This is a genomic window from Methylobacterium sp. D53M (assembly GCF_053345625.1).
Genome location: NZ_JBKFAL010000001.1, coordinates 46,827 through 62,675 on the forward strand (window position 1 = coordinate 46,827; position 15,849 = coordinate 62,675).

Annotated in this window: 12 protein-coding genes and 2 tRNA genes; 3 read left to right on the top strand and 11 right to left on the bottom strand. The window is 72.2% G+C overall.

Annotated features, from left to right (window positions below):
• Window positions 1–4: 4 nt before the first annotated feature.
• The gene (locus ACLBYG_RS00190) at window positions 5–601 is read right to left on the bottom strand and encodes a NepR family anti-sigma factor (protein WP_447680222.1); all 597 of its coding nucleotides are present in this window, start codon (window positions 599–601) and stop codon (window positions 5–7) included.
• A 120-nt stretch (window positions 602–721) separates the two neighbouring features.
• A complete protein-coding gene (locus ACLBYG_RS00195) occupies window positions 722–1,888 on the bottom strand; it encodes a transglycosylase SLT domain-containing protein (protein WP_056531990.1) in 1,167 nt (388 codons plus the stop codon).
• A 229-nt stretch (window positions 1,889–2,117) separates the two neighbouring features.
• Between ACLBYG_RS00195 and alaS the strand changes: the two genes are divergently transcribed.
• On the top strand, window positions 2,118–4,796 hold the full coding sequence (gene alaS / locus ACLBYG_RS00200; protein ID WP_447680223.1) for an alanine--tRNA ligase: 2,679 nt from the start codon (window positions 2,118–2,120) through the stop codon (window positions 4,794–4,796).
• Window positions 4,797–4,966: 170 nt separating this feature from the next.
• Here alaS and ACLBYG_RS00205 read toward each other — a convergent pair whose 3' ends face one another.
• From ACLBYG_RS00205 to mdeB, 6 genes are all read right to left on the bottom strand, one after another.
• The gene (locus ACLBYG_RS00205) at window positions 4,967–5,236 is read right to left on the bottom strand and encodes a hypothetical protein (RefSeq protein ID WP_012322495.1); all 270 of its coding nucleotides are present in this window, start codon (window positions 5,234–5,236) and stop codon (window positions 4,967–4,969) included.
• A gap of 104 nt (window positions 5,237–5,340) precedes the next feature.
• Window positions 5,341–5,751, bottom strand: a complete 411-nt coding sequence (locus tag ACLBYG_RS00210; RefSeq protein WP_020092873.1) for a DUF2147 domain-containing protein — start codon at window positions 5,749–5,751, stop codon at window positions 5,341–5,343.
• A 34-nt stretch (window positions 5,752–5,785) separates the two neighbouring features.
• Window positions 5,786–6,394 carry a hypothetical protein gene (locus ACLBYG_RS00215; protein ID WP_447680224.1) on the bottom strand — a complete coding sequence of 203 codons (609 nt, stop codon included), beginning with the start codon at window positions 6,392–6,394 and terminating at the stop codon, window positions 5,786–5,788.
• A gap of 319 nt (window positions 6,395–6,713) precedes the next feature.
• A complete protein-coding gene (gene lpdA / locus ACLBYG_RS00220) occupies window positions 6,714–8,438 on the bottom strand; it encodes a dihydrolipoyl dehydrogenase (protein WP_447680225.1) in 1,725 nt (574 codons plus the stop codon).
• An 11-nt stretch (window positions 8,439–8,449) separates the two neighbouring features.
• Window positions 8,450–9,826, bottom strand: coding sequence for a 2-oxo acid dehydrogenase subunit E2 (locus ACLBYG_RS00225; RefSeq protein ID WP_447680226.1), 1,377 nt, complete (start codon window positions 9,824–9,826; stop codon window positions 8,450–8,452).
• 76 nt (window positions 9,827–9,902) lie between these two features.
• Window positions 9,903–12,578 (bottom strand): alpha-ketoglutarate dehydrogenase, encoded by a 2,676-nt coding sequence (gene mdeB / locus ACLBYG_RS00230; RefSeq protein ID WP_447680227.1) that lies wholly within the window; start codon window positions 12,576–12,578, stop codon window positions 9,903–9,905.
• 180 nt (window positions 12,579–12,758) lie between these two features.
• Here mdeB and ACLBYG_RS00235 point away from each other — a divergent pair, with 180 nt between their 5' ends.
• Window positions 12,759–13,247, top strand: coding sequence for an Lrp/AsnC family transcriptional regulator (locus ACLBYG_RS00235; protein ID WP_020092868.1), 489 nt, complete (start codon window positions 12,759–12,761; stop codon window positions 13,245–13,247).
• A 236-nt stretch (window positions 13,248–13,483) separates the two neighbouring features.
• On the opposite strand, the gene ACLBYG_RS00240 is transcribed toward ACLBYG_RS00235, so the two are convergent.
• The 3 genes from ACLBYG_RS00240 to ACLBYG_RS00250 form a co-directional block, all read right to left on the bottom strand.
• Window positions 13,484–13,559 (bottom strand) — tRNA-Ala (locus tag ACLBYG_RS00240).
• A 55-nt stretch (window positions 13,560–13,614) separates the two neighbouring features.
• Window positions 13,615–13,690: transfer RNA gene (locus ACLBYG_RS00245), tRNA-Ala, on the bottom strand.
• Between the two features lie 153 nt (window positions 13,691–13,843).
• Window positions 13,844–14,230 carry a TIGR02300 family protein gene (locus ACLBYG_RS00250; RefSeq protein WP_026604880.1) on the bottom strand — a complete coding sequence of 129 codons (387 nt, stop codon included), beginning with the start codon at window positions 14,228–14,230 and terminating at the stop codon, window positions 13,844–13,846.
• Between the two features lie 267 nt (window positions 14,231–14,497).
• Between ACLBYG_RS00250 and aroA the strand changes: the two genes are divergently transcribed.
• Entirely contained in the window at window positions 14,498–15,847 is a 1,350-nt protein-coding gene (aroA, locus tag ACLBYG_RS00255) for a 3-phosphoshikimate 1-carboxyvinyltransferase (RefSeq protein WP_427507480.1), read from the top strand.
• Window positions 15,848–15,849: the final 2 nt, after the last annotated feature.

Here is a 15,849-nt window from a genome sequence, read left to right on the forward strand (position 1 = left end):
CGCTTCAGACCACCGGCGGGGCCGGGTCGGCGGCGGCGCGCTCGGCCTCGACCAGCACGTCGAGGGGGCGCCACGGCTTGGCGATGAAGACGGCCTCGGCCGGCAGCTCGGGGCGGGGAATGCCGTGGCCCGAGGTGATCACCAGACGGGCCCGGGGCCACAGGGTCGCCACCGCGCGGGCGAGCTGGAGCCCGTCCATCTCGCCGGCCAGCCGGACGTCGGCGAAGACGAGGGCGACGTCGCCCCCGCGCGCCTGGAGGACCGACAGGGCGGCCTCGGCGCTGTCGCACCCGACCACGTCGAGTTCGGTTTCCTCCAAGAGGGTCTCGGCCAGCGCGCGGATCTCGGGATCGTCCTCCACGACGAGCGCGAGACGCGGCGGACCGGCCTCGGCCGCCACGACGCTCGGCGCGCCCGGGGCGGTCTCGTCGCCCTCGTTCTGACGGACGCGGCGGACCAGGGCCGCGAGGTGTTCGGGCACACCCTCGGTGACCAGATCATCGTAGAACGACGCCAGTTTCTGACCGATCTGATCGAGCGGAATACCCGGTGACAGCGTATCGGTGAGCGGCAGGGGTGCGCTCGTCTGGTGCTTTTTCAAGGACTCCCCCCGAAGTCGACTTCCGCGCCGCCCGAGGATGCGGCGCTCGAAGGAGGAAAGTCGGCAATCCGCCGCTGGTTGCGCCGGGCGTTCGGAATCACGCCCGGCGTCACAGAGCCGTTACTGCGTGGCGAGCCCGGCGTCGGCGTCGGCATACGCCATGATTCCAGAGACTTGGCGGACGTTCTGGTAGCGCGTCCCGCGGGTGCTCATCATCGCCTCGAACTTCTCGTGCACCTGCGCGACCGACAGGCTCAGGGGCTTGCGGTGGCGGCCGCGCCCGACGAAGCGCCCGGCGGCGAAGAAGATCGAGCGGTTGGCCCGGGCCGGCCCCGGGAGCAGGGCCGCCGCGGCGGCGGCCGGCTTGTTCACGACGTTGGCGAGGAACTCCTCGGCGTCGTCCGGTCCGAGGAAGTGGGCGAGGTAGACCTCGCCGAGTGTCAGCTCGCGGCCGATGCGCAGGGCGATGCGGGCCGCGTCCCGCTTCAGCATCTCGCCGGCCATCAGCGCCGAGAGGTACGGGTCGCGGCGCAGTTCCAGCACCCGGGCGCGCTCCGCCGGATCGGTGATCACCGGCCGGTCATTGGCGTCGGAGGTGATCAGCGCGGCGTCCTTCTCCAGCCCGTACTTGGCGCCGAAGTCGCGAACCACGCCGAGCCAGGTCCGCTCGATGAACTGGTAGAGGCCCGTCGCCGAGGAGGTCTTGGCCTGGACCGCCGTGACGAAGCTCGATTCCTTGTCGGCTACCGCCATCAGCAGCACCGGATCGGTCTGGACCGCCTGGGCCGCCCGGACGATCGTCTGCACGAGGTGGCGCCGGATCTTCATCGGGCCAAACTCGAGGATGTCGTTCGGGTCGCCGACGGCGCTCTCGGAGAGCAGGAAGTCGTACGACACGCGGTCGACCGTGTTGGAGCCGAGCTCGGTGTCGAGGTCGTGCACCGGGGCGAAGCTCGCGGCGGCGCGCAGCGGCGTCTGCTCCAGCGGGGTGCTGAGGGCGACGGTGTGGATGCGCGGGCGCGGCATCGGGAGCTCGGTGGCGGCCTCCGCGACCGACACGGCCGGCGACAGGCCGACCTTGGCGAGGTCCACGCCCGACCCGATCAGAGCGGCGCTGAGGCCGCCGGCGATCATCGAGACGGTGAGCAGGGAGCGGAACAGCGCGGGGCGGCTGCCATGGGCACGGCCCAGCATGGGCTGTGCGGCGATCACGTCGGCGCGGCCCGAGCCGAAATGGCCCTGCTTGCCGGTGATGGTCCTCGGCGATCCGACCGTGCGGCCCTGCATCGTTATCCCGACTCTCCACACGCCGCTGTGGCGCTACGGACTCACCATCGCTTGACAGATGTGGCGACAACACGGCCGCGCTTGTGGCCGAGTTGCGGCGTCCCGTGGAGATTTCGGGGCAGGCCGCCCGTGACTCGCGCGGCATCCCTCCTTAAGAGGGCGCCATGCGGGCGCCGGGCGGATGACGCGCGGCCGCCCTTTCCCGTCCGTACTGCCAGAGTCAGCCCCGATGAGCGGCGTCAACGAGATCCGGTCGACCTTCCTCGACTACTTCGCCAAGGCGGGCCACGAGGTCGTGCCGTCCTCGAGCCTCGTGCCGAAGAACGACCCGACGCTGATGTTCACGAACGCCGGCATGGTGCAGTTCAAGAACGTCTTCACCGGGATGGAGAAGCGCGCCTACGACCGGGCGACAACGGCGCAGAAATGCGTGCGGGCCGGCGGCAAGCACAACGACCTCGACAATGTCGGGTACACCGCGCGCCACCACACGTTCTTCGAGATGCTCGGCAACTTCTCGTTCGGCGACTACTTCAAGGACCGCGCGATCGAGCTGGCCTGGACGCTGATCACCAAGGAATTCGGCCTCAAGCCCGACAAGCTCCTCGTCACCGTCTACGCCGACGACGACGAGGCCGCAGGCCTGTGGAAGAAGATCGCCGGCTTCTCCGACGACAAGATCATCCGGATCGGGACCTCCGACAATTTCTGGCAGATGGGCGATACCGGCCCCTGCGGCCCCTGCTCGGAGATCTTCATCGACCAGGGCCCGGCGCTGCAGGGCGGCCCGCCCGGCTCGCCGGACGAGGACGGCGACCGCTTCCTCGAGTTCTGGAACCTCGTGTTCATGCAGTACGAGCAGCTGGAGCCGGGCGTCCGGAACCCGCTGCCGCGGCCGTCGATCGACACGGGCATGGGCCTGGAGCGCATGGCGGCGGTCCTCCAGGGCGTCCACTCGAACTACGACACCGACCTGTTCCGCGCCCTGATCGACGCCGTGGCCCACGCGGTCTCGCGGGCGCCGGAGGCGGCCACGATGGCGTCCTACCGGGTGATCGCCGACCACCTGCGGGCGGCCTCCTTCCTGGTGGCCGACGGCGTGCTGCCGGGCAACGAGGGCCGCGGCTACGTGCTGCGCCGGATCATGCGCCGCGCCATGCGCCACGCCGAGATCCTGGGGGCCCGCGAGCCCACCATGTTCCGCCTCGTGCCGACCCTCGTGCGCGAGATGGGCCAGGCCTACCCGGAGCTGATGCGGGCCGAGAGCCTGATCGCCGAGACCCTGAAGCTGGAGGAGACCCGCTTCCGCCGCACCCTCGAGCGGGGCTTGTCGATCCTCGACGCCGAGAGCCGCGACCTGCGGGAGGGCGACAAGCTCTCCGGCGAGACCGCCTTCACCCTCTACGACACCTACGGCTTCCCCCTCGACCTGACGCAGGACGCCCTCAAGGCCCGCGGCATCGGCGTGGACACCGACGCCTTCGCGGCCGCGATGCAGCGCCAGAAGCAGGCGGCCCGCGAGGCCTGGAAGGGCTCGGGCGAGGCGGCGACCGAGACGGTGTGGTTCGGACTGCGCGAGCGCGTCGGCGCCACCGAGTTCCTGGGCTACGAGACCGAGACCGCCGAGGGCATCGTGACCGCGCTCCTGCGCGACGGCGCCGAGGTGAAGGCCCTCGAGGCTGGTCAGACCGGCCTCGTCCTCGTCAATCAGACGCCGTTCTACGGGGAGTCGGGCGGCCAGGTCGGCGATACCGGCCTGATCCTGGCGCCGGGCGTGCGGGCGCGGGTGACCGACACCCAGAAGAAGCTCGGCGACGTGTTCGTCCATCACGTCACCGTGGAGGAAGGGTCGGTGAGCCTCGACCAGCCGGTCGAGCTGAAGGTCGACAACGCCCGCCGCAGGGCGATCCGGGCCAACCACTCGGCCACCCACCTGCTCCACGAGGCCCTGCGGCAGGTGCTGGGCGACCACGTCGCCCAGAAGGGCTCGCTCGTCAGCCCCGACCGGCTGCGCTTCGACATCAGCCACCCGAAGCCGATCGAGGCCGACGAGCTCGGCCGCGTCGAGGACATCGCCAACGCGGTGCTGCTGCAGAACGCGCCCGTCGTCACGAAGCTGATGGCCGTGGACGACGCGATCGCGTCGGGCGCCCGCGCGCTGTTCGGCGAGAAGTACGGCGACGAGGTGCGGGTGGTCTCGATGGGGCTGCCGGTCGACGGCGACGCCGCGCAACCGCGCGCCAAGAACTTCTCCGTGGAGCTCTGCGGCGGCACCCACGCCGCGCGCACCGGCGATATCGGGGCGATCACCATCGTGGCCGAGAGCGCGGTGGGCGCGGGCGTGCGCCGGATCGAGGCGCTGACCGCCGACGCGGCGCGCCGTCACCGGGCCGAGGAGGCCCGGACGCTGGCGGCGCTCGCCGGCATCCTCAAGGCGCCGGTCTCGGAGGCGCCCGACCGCCTGACCGCGCTGATGGAGGACCGGCGCCGCCTGGAGCGCGAACTGGCCGAGACCCGTCGCAAGCTCGCCATGGGTGGCGAGGGCGGCCCGGGCTCGGGCGCGCAGCAGACCGAGATCGGCGGGGTGGCCTTCCGCCGCTCCGTCATCGAGGGGCTCGACATGCGCGACCTCAAGCCGATCGTCGACGAGGAGAAGAAGCGCCTGGGCTCCGGCATCGTGGCGGTGGTCGGCGTCGGACCGGACGGCAAGGCCGGGCTGGTGGTCGGCGTCACCGACGACCTGACCGCGCGCTACGACGCGGTCGGGCTGGTCCGGGCCGGGGCCGGGGCGCTCGGCGGGAAGGGCGGCGGCGGCCGCCGCGACATGGCGCAGGCCGGCGGCCCGAACGGGGCCGGGGCCGAGGCCGCCCTCGACGCCGTCGCGCAGGCCCTCACCGACGCCGCCTGAGCCGCGACGGGCCGCGGAAGGGCCGCACCGTCGCCGGCGCGGCCCGATTGTCCTCCGCGAGACCGGCGCGGTCGCCCCGACAGGCTCCCGCGTCCGTTCCGGCCCCGGGCGAACATCGCGGCCCCCCTCGCGGGTCCTGCGCCGCTCGGGTCACCGGGGATCAGGCGAGATCACCGGCTGCCGCCGCCGCCACCGCCCTGCGGCGCGACCCGCGACGGCTGGTTGGCATTGCCCGCCGCCGCCGAGTTGTTGGAGATCGTGTCGGCCGGCCGGCCGGTGGGCGAGTAGCTCACGGCGGCTTCGTTCCCGGTGGCGTCGATCTGCTGGCTCACCACGCCCGGCGCGCCGGGAGCGGGCGCGACGGGCCGGGCCTCGACCTGGGCGCTGGCCGGCGCGACGGTGGCGAGGGCGAGAAGAGCGGCGAGACATGTCCGGGTCATGAGAATCCTTGCTGGTTCCAGACCCAGGCAACCTCAGTCGCGCGCGATCGATCCCGCGTTGTTGCGACGCGGCACCGCCTCGCCCCGGCGCCCGCCCAGCGCGATCACTTCACGCGCGTCCAGGTCTGCCGCTTGCAGAACACGCTCATGACGCAGCCGGAGACCTCGAGCGAGTCGGGTCCCGTGAGCTTCAGCGAACCGGAATAGGTCTTGCCGTCGTTCGGGTTGTAGAGCGACCCCGAGAAGCCGCCGCCTTCGGGCTGTCGCGCGTCGAGGATCTGGACGCCGACGACGCTGCGGCCACGCAGCGCCGGATCCGGGTTCTTCGCGTCGAGCCCCTTCCCGGGTGCGCTGATGATCGTGCCGCAGAAGCCGCCGCCGCAGGGCGCGATGCGGACCTTCGAACTGCCGGTTTCCGTCAGCCATACGCCGGCCGGATCGGCTGCCAGGGCCGGCGCGCACGCCGCGCCCGTCGCGAGCAGGGCCAGAACCGCGCGACGAAACCTCGAACCCATACCTGTTCCTCCCAACCGAGAACGCGGCCGGGTTCTACCGCGATGCCTGCGGCAGCGCACCGCCCAGATACGTCTCGACGACCTCGCAGAACGGCTGCCCGGCCCCGGTCGACAGCACGGCGTCGATCTCGAAGAGCGGATCGTCCGGTCCGGGCGCGGCGCTCCGGACCGGCGCGCGCACCTCGACGGTGCTGCGCACCGGGGCGAGGGGACGCACGATCCGGCCGAAGGGCGTGCGGGTGGTGTCCAGCGTCGCGTTCATCTCCGGCGTGAGCCGGGCCGGCACGTACCAGTTATCCGCCTCGGACAGGACGCGGTCCCCGCAGGCGAGACGGACGCGGCGGTAGCGCACCGGCTCGTCCGGGCCGATCGCGAGACGGGCGCGCTGCGCGGCCGTCAGGGGCTTGTCGGCCATGGGCACGCGTTCCGCCACGAGGTGCGGGTCCCCGGCGAGCTTGTAGTCGGCACACCAGCTCTCGAGGGCGAAGGTCGCGCTGTGCGCCGCGAGGATACGGCTCCGCAGCGAGGCGATCAGCGCCTGCGGCCCGTCGGCGGCGGACGGCGTATCGGCCGGCTTCGGCGCCTCGGCGGCGTCGCGCGCCCAGCTCGGCGACCCGGTCACCGCGACCGACCCCAGCAGCACGGCGAGGACCAGGGGCGGTACCCGGAACGCCTGTGCGGCCGTTGCGGGCCGCGGGGCCCCGCGCGCCGATCGATCCCGTGCCAGTAATGGCAAAATGCGGACGGCATGGCGGAAAGACTTTCCGGTGTGCCACAGCATCTCGGATCATATCCTCCCAGCTGAACCACCAGATCTTCGCTACGTGCCGCCGCATCGAGGCCCGGCAGAACGCTCCGACCGGACGGCTTCCCGGCCGAGCCGGCGACGCGGGCCGAGATCTATACAAGACGCGGCGATCCGTCGAGCCGCCGGGCGGACGGGCCCGGCGCCGATGTCGTGTCTACCGACGGGCGACCGGCGGCAGGTCGGTGCAGAGGCCGAGCCCGGCCTCTGCCGCGAGACCGATCGTCTCGCCGAGCGTCGGGTGGGGGTGGATCGTCCGGCCGATATCGGTGGCGTCGGCGCCCATCTCGATCGCCAGCGCGACCTCGCCGATCATGTCGCCGGCGCTCGGGCCGACGATGGCGCCGCCGACGACGCGCCTGGTCTGCGCGTCGAACAGCAGCTTGGTCAGGCCGTAATCGGCGCCGTTGGCGATGGCCCGGCCCGAAGCGGCCCAGGGGAAGCGCGCCACCTCGACGGCCCGCCCGGCCGCCTTCGCGGCCGTCTCGGTGAGGCCGGCCCAGGCGATCTCCGGGTCGGTGTAGGCGACCGACGGGATCACGGCGGCGTCGAACCCGGCCTTGTGGCCGGCGGCGGCCTCGGCGGCGACGTGGCCCTGATGCACCGCCTTGTGGGCGAGCATCGGCTGGCCGACGCAATCGCCGATGGCGAAGATGTGCGGCACGTTCGTGCGCATCTGGGCGTCCACCGGCACGAAGCCGCCGTCCAGCGCCACGCCGGCCGCGTCGAGGCCGAGCGTCGCCCCGTTGGGCCGGCGGCCGGCGGCCTGGAGAACGAGGTCGTAGGTTCCGGGCTCGGCCCCGCCCGAGAAGGTCACGGCGATCCCGTCCGGTTTCGCCTCGGCGGAGACGACCTCGACCCCCGTCAGGACGCGGTCGAAACGGTGGGCGTTGCGCTTCGTCCAGACGCCGACGAGATCCCGGTCGACGCCCTCGAGCAGGCCGGGCAGGCGCTCGACCACGTCGACCCGCGCGCCGAGCGCGCTGTAGACCGTTGCCATCTCCAGGCCGATGATGCCGCCGCCGATCACCAGGAGCCGGCGCGGCACGGCGGGCAGTTCCAGCGCCCCGGTGGAATTCACGACCCGCGGATCGTCCGGGAGCATCGGCAGGGCCACCGGCGCCGAGCCCGCCGCCACGACGGCGCCCGTGAAGGTGACGTCGCGCGTGCCGCCGTCGTGCAGCGTCACAGAGACTGTGCGGGGCCCGGTGAAGCGGGCTGTCCCGCGGACCACCTCGACCTTGCGCTGGCGCGCCATCTGGGCGAGCCCGTCGGTGAGGCGGCGGACGGTGCCGGCCTTGAAGGTCCGCAGCTTCTCCAGATCGACCGTCGGCGCGCCGAAGCTGATCCCGTGCGCGGCCAGCCGGACGGCCTCCTCGGTGACCGCGGCCACGTGGAGCAGCGCCTTCGAGGGGATGCAGCCCACGTTGAGGCAGACGCCGCCGAGGGTCGCGTGGCGCTCGACCAGGATGACCCGCTGCCCGAGATCGGCGGCCCGGAAGGCGGCCGAGTAGCCGCCCGGTCCTCCGCCGATCACCAGGAGATCGCAGCCCGCGCCGGCCTGCGGCTTCGGCGGCGCGGCGGGCGTGGGCGCGGGGGTCGGGGCCGAGGCAGGGGCCGGTTCGCCGCGCGCGTCGGTCGATTCGACCGCGAGGCGGGCGACGAGGGTGCCGGCCGACACCGTGTCGCCGAGGCCGACCAGCATCTCCACGAGGCGGCCCGCCGCGTGGGAGGGGATGTCCAGCGTCGCCTTATCGGATTCGACCACCAGCAGGGTCTGGTCCTTGGCGACCGGCTGGCCGGGCGCCACCGGGATCTCGATGACGGGCACGTCGGCGTAGTCCCCGAGATCGGGAACGCGGATGTCGAGGGTCTCGGGCATGGCGGCGGCGGTCACAGGAGGGCGCGGCGCAGGTCCGACAGGACCGAGGCCACGTGGCCGAGGAAGCGGGCGGCGGCGACGCCGTCCACGACGCGATGGTCCCAGGACAGGCTGAGCGGCAGGATCAGGCGCGGCTGGAAGGCCTTGCCGTCCCACACCGCCTCGGTGCGCGAGCGCGCCGCGCCGAGGATCGCGACCTCGGGGGCGTTGATGATCGGGGTGAAGCCGTCGCCGCCGATGCCGCCGAGCGACGAGACCGAGAAGCAGCCGCCCTGCATGTCGGAACCCGGGAGGGTTCCGGCCCGGGCCTTCTCGGCCATCGCGGCCATCTCGGTGGCGATCTCGATGAGGCCCTTGCGGTCGCAGTCGCGCACCACCGGCACCATCAGGCCCTTCGGCGTGTCCACCGCGAAGCCGACATGGACGTAGTCCTTCAGGACGAGGTCGCTGCCCTCCAGGGAGGAATTGAAGCGCGGATAGGCGCGCAGCGCCGAGGCCGCCGCCTTGATCAGGAAGGCCACCATGGTGACCCGGGCGGGCGGCGTGCGCGTCTCCGTGTTGAGGCCGACCCGGAACGACTCGATCTCGGTGACGTCGGCCCGGTCGAAATTGGTCACGTGCGGGATCGTCAGCCAGTTGCGGCTGAGATTGGCGCCAGAGAGACTCTGGATGCGCGAGAGCGGCTCGCGCCGCACCGGCCCGAACTTGGCGAAGTCGACCTCCGGCCAGGGCGGCAGGCCGGCGCCGATGCCGGACGCGGCGGCGGGCGCCTGGGCCGGCGCGTTGAGGGCCGCCTTGACGAAGGCGTGCACGTCCTGGCGCAGGATCCGCCCCTTCGGGCCGGTGGCGGCGACGCGATCGAGCCCGACGCCCAGCTCGCGCGCGAGCTGGCGGACCGACGGGCTGGCATGCACGTCGCCGCTCGTCGCCTGGATCGGGTCGGCCCGCATCGGCTCCGGCGAGGCGCGACCGGCTCCCTCTCCCGTGCGGGCTAGGGCTGGGGTGAGGGGGGTGCCGTCTCCGGACAACCCGGATCCTTCACCCTGTCCCTCTCCCGCACGGGAGCGGGAACCCGCGCCCTGCCCGGAAGCCGACGGCGCTGCAGCCGCGGCAGGCAGTGCCGCCGCGGTCTCGACCCCGCCGCCCTCGGCAGGCTCCACCGTCAGGATCGGCGTGCCCTCGGACACCTTCGACCCCACCGACACCAGCAACTCGCGCACGATGCCGGCGACCGGGGAGGGGACCTCCATGGTGGCCTTGTCGGACTCGATGCTGAGGATCAGGTCGTCCACCGCGAGGCGGTCGCCGGGCTTCACCAGAAGCTCGATGACCGGCACGTCCCGGTAGTCGCCGATGTCCGGGAGGGCGATCTGCAGCGCGGCGCTCATGCGGTCGGGTGTCCGTGGGTCGGGCGTTCGGAAAAGGGGTGGGGGCAGGCGGCGCCCCGCGACGGGGCGCCCGGCCTCAGATCGTCCAGGGCGCGGGCGCGTCCGCCGCGACGCCGTAGCGGCGGATCGCGTCCGCCACCGTGGCGCGCGGCACCGTGCCGGCCTCAGACAGGGCGTGCAGGGCGGCGATGACCACGTGCTGCCGGTCGACCTCGAAGAACCGGCGGAGCGCGTTGCGGGTGTCGCTGCGCCCGAACCCGTCCGTGCCGAGGGTGACGAAGCGCGCGCCGACGTAGGAGGCGATCAGCTGCGGGTAGGCCCGGACGTAGTCGCTCGCCGCGACGATGGGCGCCGTGCCCGGCAGCAGCGCCGCCACGTGGCTGACCGGCGCCTCGGCTTCCGGGTTGAGCATCGCCTGTCGCTCGGCCTCGCGGGCATCGCGGGCCAGCTCGCTGAAGCTCGTCACGCTGAACACCTCGGCCGCGACGCCGAAATCCTGCGCGAGCAGCGTCGCCGCCGCGATCACCTCCGGCAGGATCGCCCCGGAGCCGAGGAGCCGCACGGCGCCGCTTCCCGCCTCCGGCCCCGACAGGCGGTACATGCCCTTCAGGATCCCGGCCTCCGCCCCCTGCGGCATGGACGGCTGGGCGTAGTTCTCGTTCATCGCCGTGAGGTAGTAGAAGGCGTCCTCGCCTTCCTCCATCATCGCCCGGGCGCCCCGGTCGACGATCACCGCCATCTCGTACGCGAAGGCCGGATCGTAGGCCCGGCAGTTCGGGATCGCGGCTGCCTGCATGTGGCTCGACCCGTCCTGGTGCTGCAGGCCCTCGCCGCCCAGCGTCGTGCGGCCCGCCGTGGCGCCGATCAGGAAGCCGCGGGCCCGCTGGTCGGCCGCCGCCCAGATCAGGTCGCCGACCCGCTGGAAGCCGAACATCGAGTAGTAGATGTAGAACGGCAGCATCGACAGGCCGTGGACGCTGTAGGACGTGGCCGCCGCCGTCCAGGACGAGATCGCCCCGGCCTCGGTGATGCCCTCCTCGAGGAGCTGCCCGTCCCGGGCCTCGCGGTAGTAGAGCATGGAGCCGGCATCCTCCGGCTCGTAGAGCTGCCCCTGCGGCGCGTAGATCCCGACCTGCCGGAACAGGTTGGCCATGCCGAAGGTCCGCGCCTCGTCGGCGACGATCGGCACGATGCGCGGCCCGAGATCCTTGTGCTTCAGGAGGTTGCCGAACAGGCGCACCACCGCGGTGGTGGTCGACATCTCCTTGCCGCCCGCCTCGAGGGCGAAGCCCGCGTAGGTGGAGAGCTCCGGAACCGGGACCGTCGGCGCCGTGCGGCGGCGGGCCGGGAGGACGCCGCCGAGCATCTCGCGCCGCTCGCGCAGGTAGCGCATCTCGGCGCCGTCCTCGGCCGGCTTGTAGAAGGCGAGGCCCTCCACCTGCGCGTCCGACAGCGGCAGGGCGAAGCGGTCGCGGAAGGCGCGCAGCGCGTCGACGTCGAGCTTCTTGGCCTGGTGGGCGGTCATGCGCGACTCGCCCGCGCCGCCCATGCCGTAGCCCTTCTTGGTCTTGGCCAGGATCACCGTCGGCCGGCCCTTGGTGGCCTTGGCGGCCGCGAATGCCGCGTAGAGCTTGCGGAAGTCGTGGCCGCCGCGCTTCAGCCGGTCAACGTCGGCGTCCGACATGTGGGCGACGAGCTCGCGCACCTCTGGATCCTCGCCGAAGAAGTGCGCGAGGTTGTATGCGCCGTCCTTGGCACCGAGCGTCTGGTACTTGCCGTCCACCGTCTCGGCGAAGCGGCGCAGCAGGGCGTGGTTGGTGTCGCGGGCGAAGATCCCGTCCCACTCCGAGCCCCACAGCACCTTGATGACGTTCCAGCCGGCGCCGCGGAACAGGCTCTCCAACTCCTGGATGATCTGGCCGTTGCCGCGCACCGGTCCGTCGAGCCGCTGCAGGTTGCAGTTGATGACGAAGGTCAGGTTGTCGAGATTCTCGCGCGCGGCGAGCGCCAGGCCGCCGATCGACTCGGGCTCGTCCATCTCGCCGTCGCCGAACACGCCCCAGACGTGCCGCCCGGTCGTGTCGGCGAGGCCCCGGTCGCCGAGGTAGCGCATGAACCGGGCCTGGTAGACCGCGTGGATCGGGCCGATGCCCATGGAGCCGGTGGGGACCTGCCAGAAGTCCGGCATCAGCCAGGGATGCGGGTAGGAGCACAGCCCGTCGCCGGCGATCTCCTGGCGGTAGTGCTTCAGCTGCTCCTCGGACAGCCGGCCCTCGAGGAAGGCACGCGCGTAGACGCCCGGCGCGGAGTGCGGCTGGAAATAGACGAGGTCGCCGTCCGTGCCGCCCTTGAAGAAGTGGTTGAAGCCGACCTCGAACAGCTCCGCCGCCGAAGCGTAGCTCGCCACGTGGCCGCCGAGCTCGCCGTAGGCCATGTTGGCACGCACCACCATGGCCAGCGCGTTCCAGCGCATGATCGAGGTCAGGCGCTCCTCGATGTCGAGGTCGCCGGGGTAGCGCGGCTGCTTCTCCAGCGCGATCGTGTTCCGGTAGGGCGAGTAGGGCAGGGCCTCGTCGAGGATGCCGATCTCCTTCGAGCGCCGCTCCAGGCGATCGAGGATGAAGCGCGCCCGGGCCGCGCCCTCAGTGCGGAAGACGGATTCCAGCGCGGCGAGCCAGTCCTGGGTCTCGGCCGGATCGTGATCCACCTCGGCGGACCGCGCGATCGTGGCTTTCGGCGGTATGGCGTTCATCGGCGCGGCCTCCCTGGTCGGCGCGATCATACGAGGATCGCGGCGGCGGGACATGCCGGATATTTGCCGCTATGCCGGGGTTCGCGGATTGATATTCCTTGATGCGAGCTGTAGGCGGCAAAACATGCCGCATCCTGCGCCCCGGACCGCGCACGCGGCTCCCGACCGGAGACCGATCGCATGCCCGCCCGACCGGCCGCCCTCGACGCCGCGAGCCTGCGCATCCTCGAGTGCCTGCAGCAGGACAGCGAGATCAGCATCGCGGATCTCGCGGAGCGGGTCGGCCTGTCGACGTCGCCGTGCTGGCGACGCGTCAACGACCTGAAGGAGGCGGGGGTGATCCGCGGCTGCGTGGCGGTGGTCGACCCGCTGAGCCTCGGGCTCGCGGTCAACGTCTTCGTCCACGTTTCGCTGGAGAAGCAGACCCAGGCCGCGCTCCAGGCCTTCGACGAGGCGGTGCGCAGCCGCCCGGAGGTGATGGAGTGCTACCTGATGAGCGGCGAGGCCGACTACATGCTGCGCGTCGTCGTCGAGGATCTGGGCCAGTACCAGAAGCTCGTCCTCGACCACCTCACGCGGATCCCCGGCGTGGCCAACATCCGCTCGAGCTTCGCCCTGGGGCAGGTGAAGTACACGACCGCGCTGCCGCTCGGTCACCTGACCCGCTGAGCCGGATTGTTTCAGCGAGGAGTCCCGATGCGGGCCTGGTCGGCCGGGACGGGTTCCGCCTGAAACCCTCGGGCGATGTCCTCTCCGCCATCACGAGCAACGCGTGGTGACTCAGGACCGCGCGACCTCAGTCGTCGCGCCCACGGGATCTTTTCGCTGCGCGCGCAGGGACGGTGCTGTGGGGATCTGCCTGACGGCGCGGAAGGCCGGGACGGCCGCGTCGCGCCTGCGAGGAATGGTGGAGCCTAACGGGATCGAACCGATGACCTCTTCCATGCCATGGAAGCGCTCTCCCAGCTGAGCTAAGGCCCCATATTTTTAAACGCGGTCCGCGTCCCCGACAGGGCCGCGTCGCGCGAGGGTGGGATGGTGGAGCCTAACGGGATCGAACCGATGACCTCTTCCATGCCATGGAAGCGCTCTCCCAGCTGAGCTAAGGCCCCACTTTTTACATCCACCGCGGTTTGGGTACCGCGGGGTCTCGCCGGTCCGGGTCGCGGTCGGCGAGGCCGGTTCTATAGGCGGCTCGCATCGCGGACTCAACCCCCTTTTTCGCTGCCGCCGGGGGTTTTTGGTCGGGAGAGACGGAGGCCGCCTCAGCCCTCCTCGTCGTTCTCGATATCGCCGTCGATCAGGTCGGAGACGTCGTCGTCGCCGGAATCCTCTTCCTCCAGGAAGGTATCGTCGTCGGAGGATTCCCCGTCCTCGACCGAGTCGTCCTCGGGCGTCGGATCGGCGTCGTCCTCGGCGGCCTCGACCTCGTCGAGGGAGACCATCTCCGGGCCCTTCTCGTCCGTCTCGTCCTCATCGTCGGTGTTGGCCGGGCCCCGCGACAGCGCCGGGGGGGCCGCACGGCTGGAGGTGGCCACCGCCTGATAGACCGCGCCGCATTTCGGGCAGACCGCGGGATCGCGGGCGAGGTCGTAGAACTTCGCGCCGCAGCTCATGCACTGGCGCTTCAAGCCAAGTTCCGGTCGGGCCACGGGCGGACACCTCGTCGTCAGTACTGTCTTGGGGGAGGCGCCCCGTTAGTCGCGGTGAAAGCGCCTGTCAATCGAGCCCGCGCAGGGCGTTTCGGGCGGCGCGCCCCCGCGTGCGGCGCCCGGGATCGGCGCGGGCAGCGGATGGATGACGGCGGGCGGTGCCCGTGTTAACGGCGCGGCGATTTCACCGTCCGATTGCAGCGCCGCGGCAGGGCCGCGCGACGCGCCGGATCCAGGCCCACGTCTCAGAGCCCGAACGGACGTCCCGTGTCGCACGATTCGACCCCCCAGCCCCTCACCGCCGCGCCGGGCGCCCCGCTGCGCGGACGCCTGCGCCCGCCCGGCGACAAGTCGATCTCGCACCGGTCGATGATCCTCGGCCTGCTCAGCCAGGGCGAGACGCGGGTCGAAGGCCTGCTGGAGGGCGACGACGTCCTGCGCACCGCCGCCGCCGCGAAGGCGCTCGGGGCAGGGGTCGAGCGCCTCGGGGCCGGGAGCTGGCGGGTCCGGGGCGTCGGGATCGGCGGCCTCGGCGACCCGGCCGAGGTTCTCGATTTCGGCAATGCCGGCACCGGTTCGCGGCTGATGATGGGCGTGGTCGGCGGGCAGCCGGTGACCGCGACCTTCGACGGCGACGCCTCCCTGCGCTCGCGGCCGATGCGCCGCATCCTCGACCCGCTCACCCGGATGGGCACGCAGGTCCTGGCCGAGGCCGAGGGCGGACGCGTGCCCCTGACCCTGCGGGGTCCCAGGGAGGCGATTCCGATCACCTACGAGACCCCGGCGGCCTCCGCGCAGATCAAGTCGGCGGTCCTGCTCGCCGGCCTCAACGCCCCCGGCGTCACGACCGTGATCGAGGCGGCTGCGACCCGCGACCACACCGAGCGGATGCTGCGCCTGTTCGGCGCCGCGGTCAGCGTCGAGCCGCACGGTCCGGGCGGCCACGGCCGCAGGGTCGCGCTGACGGGGCAGCCGACCCTGCGCGGCACCGACGTGGTGGTGCCGGCCGACCCGTCCTCGGCGGCGTTCCCGCTGGTGGCGGCGCTGATCGTGCCCGGCTCCGACGTGGTGATCGAGGGCGTGATGATGAACCCGCTGCGCATCGGGCTGATCACGACGCTCCTGGAGATGGGCGCGCAGATCGAGCGCGTGGCCGAGCGGGAGGAGGGCGGCGAGACCGTAGCCGACCTGCGCGTGCGCGCGAGCCGCCTGACCGGCGTCGACGTTCCGGCCGAGCGGGCGCCCGCGATGATCGACGAGTACCCGGTGCTGGCGGTGGCGGCGAGCTTCGCCGAGGGCCGGACCCGGATGAACGGCCTGCACGAGCTGCGGGTGAAGGAATCGGACCGCCTCGCGGCCGTGGCGGCCGGGCTCGCCGCGAACGGCGTCCGCCACGCGGTCGAGGGCGACGATCTCGTGGTCGAGGGCGACGGCACCGCGGCGCCGGGCGGCGGGACGGTGGCGACCCACCTCGACCACCGCATCGCCATGGCGTTCCTGGTGATGGGCCTCGCGGCGCGGAACCCGGTCACGGTGGATGACGGCGCGATGATCGCCACGAGCTTCCCGAGCTTCCTTCCGACCATGCAGGCCCTCGGCGGCCAGATCGGGGCGTGACC

What these genes read in the sequence shown, in the direction of transcription:
- ACLBYG_RS00195 (WP_056531990.1), bottom strand. Translation starts at nt 1,888, where the DNA reads ATGCAGGGCCGCACGGTCGGATCGCCGAGGACCATCACCGGCAAGCAG.
- alaS (WP_447680223.1), top strand. Translation starts at nt 2,118, where the DNA reads ATGAGCGGCGTCAACGAGATCCGGTCGACCTTCCTCGACTACTTCGCC.
- ACLBYG_RS00205 (WP_012322495.1), bottom strand. Translation starts at nt 5,236, where the DNA reads ATGACCCGGACATGTCTCGCCGCTCTTCTCGCCCTCGCCACCGTCGCG.
- ACLBYG_RS00210 (WP_020092873.1), bottom strand. Translation starts at nt 5,751, where the DNA reads ATGGGTTCGAGGTTTCGTCGCGCGGTTCTGGCCCTGCTCGCGACGGGC.
- lpdA (WP_447680225.1), bottom strand. Translation starts at nt 8,438, where the DNA reads ATGCCCGAGACCCTCGACATCCGCGTTCCCGATCTCGGGGACTACGCC.
- ACLBYG_RS00225 (WP_447680226.1), bottom strand. Translation starts at nt 9,826, where the DNA reads ATGAGCGCCGCGCTGCAGATCGCCCTCCCGGACATCGGCGACTACCGG.
- mdeB (WP_447680227.1), bottom strand. Translation starts at nt 12,578, where the DNA reads ATGAACGCCATACCGCCGAAAGCCACGATCGCGCGGTCCGCCGAGGTG.
- ACLBYG_RS00235 (WP_020092868.1), top strand. Translation starts at nt 12,759, where the DNA reads ATGCCCGCCCGACCGGCCGCCCTCGACGCCGCGAGCCTGCGCATCCTC.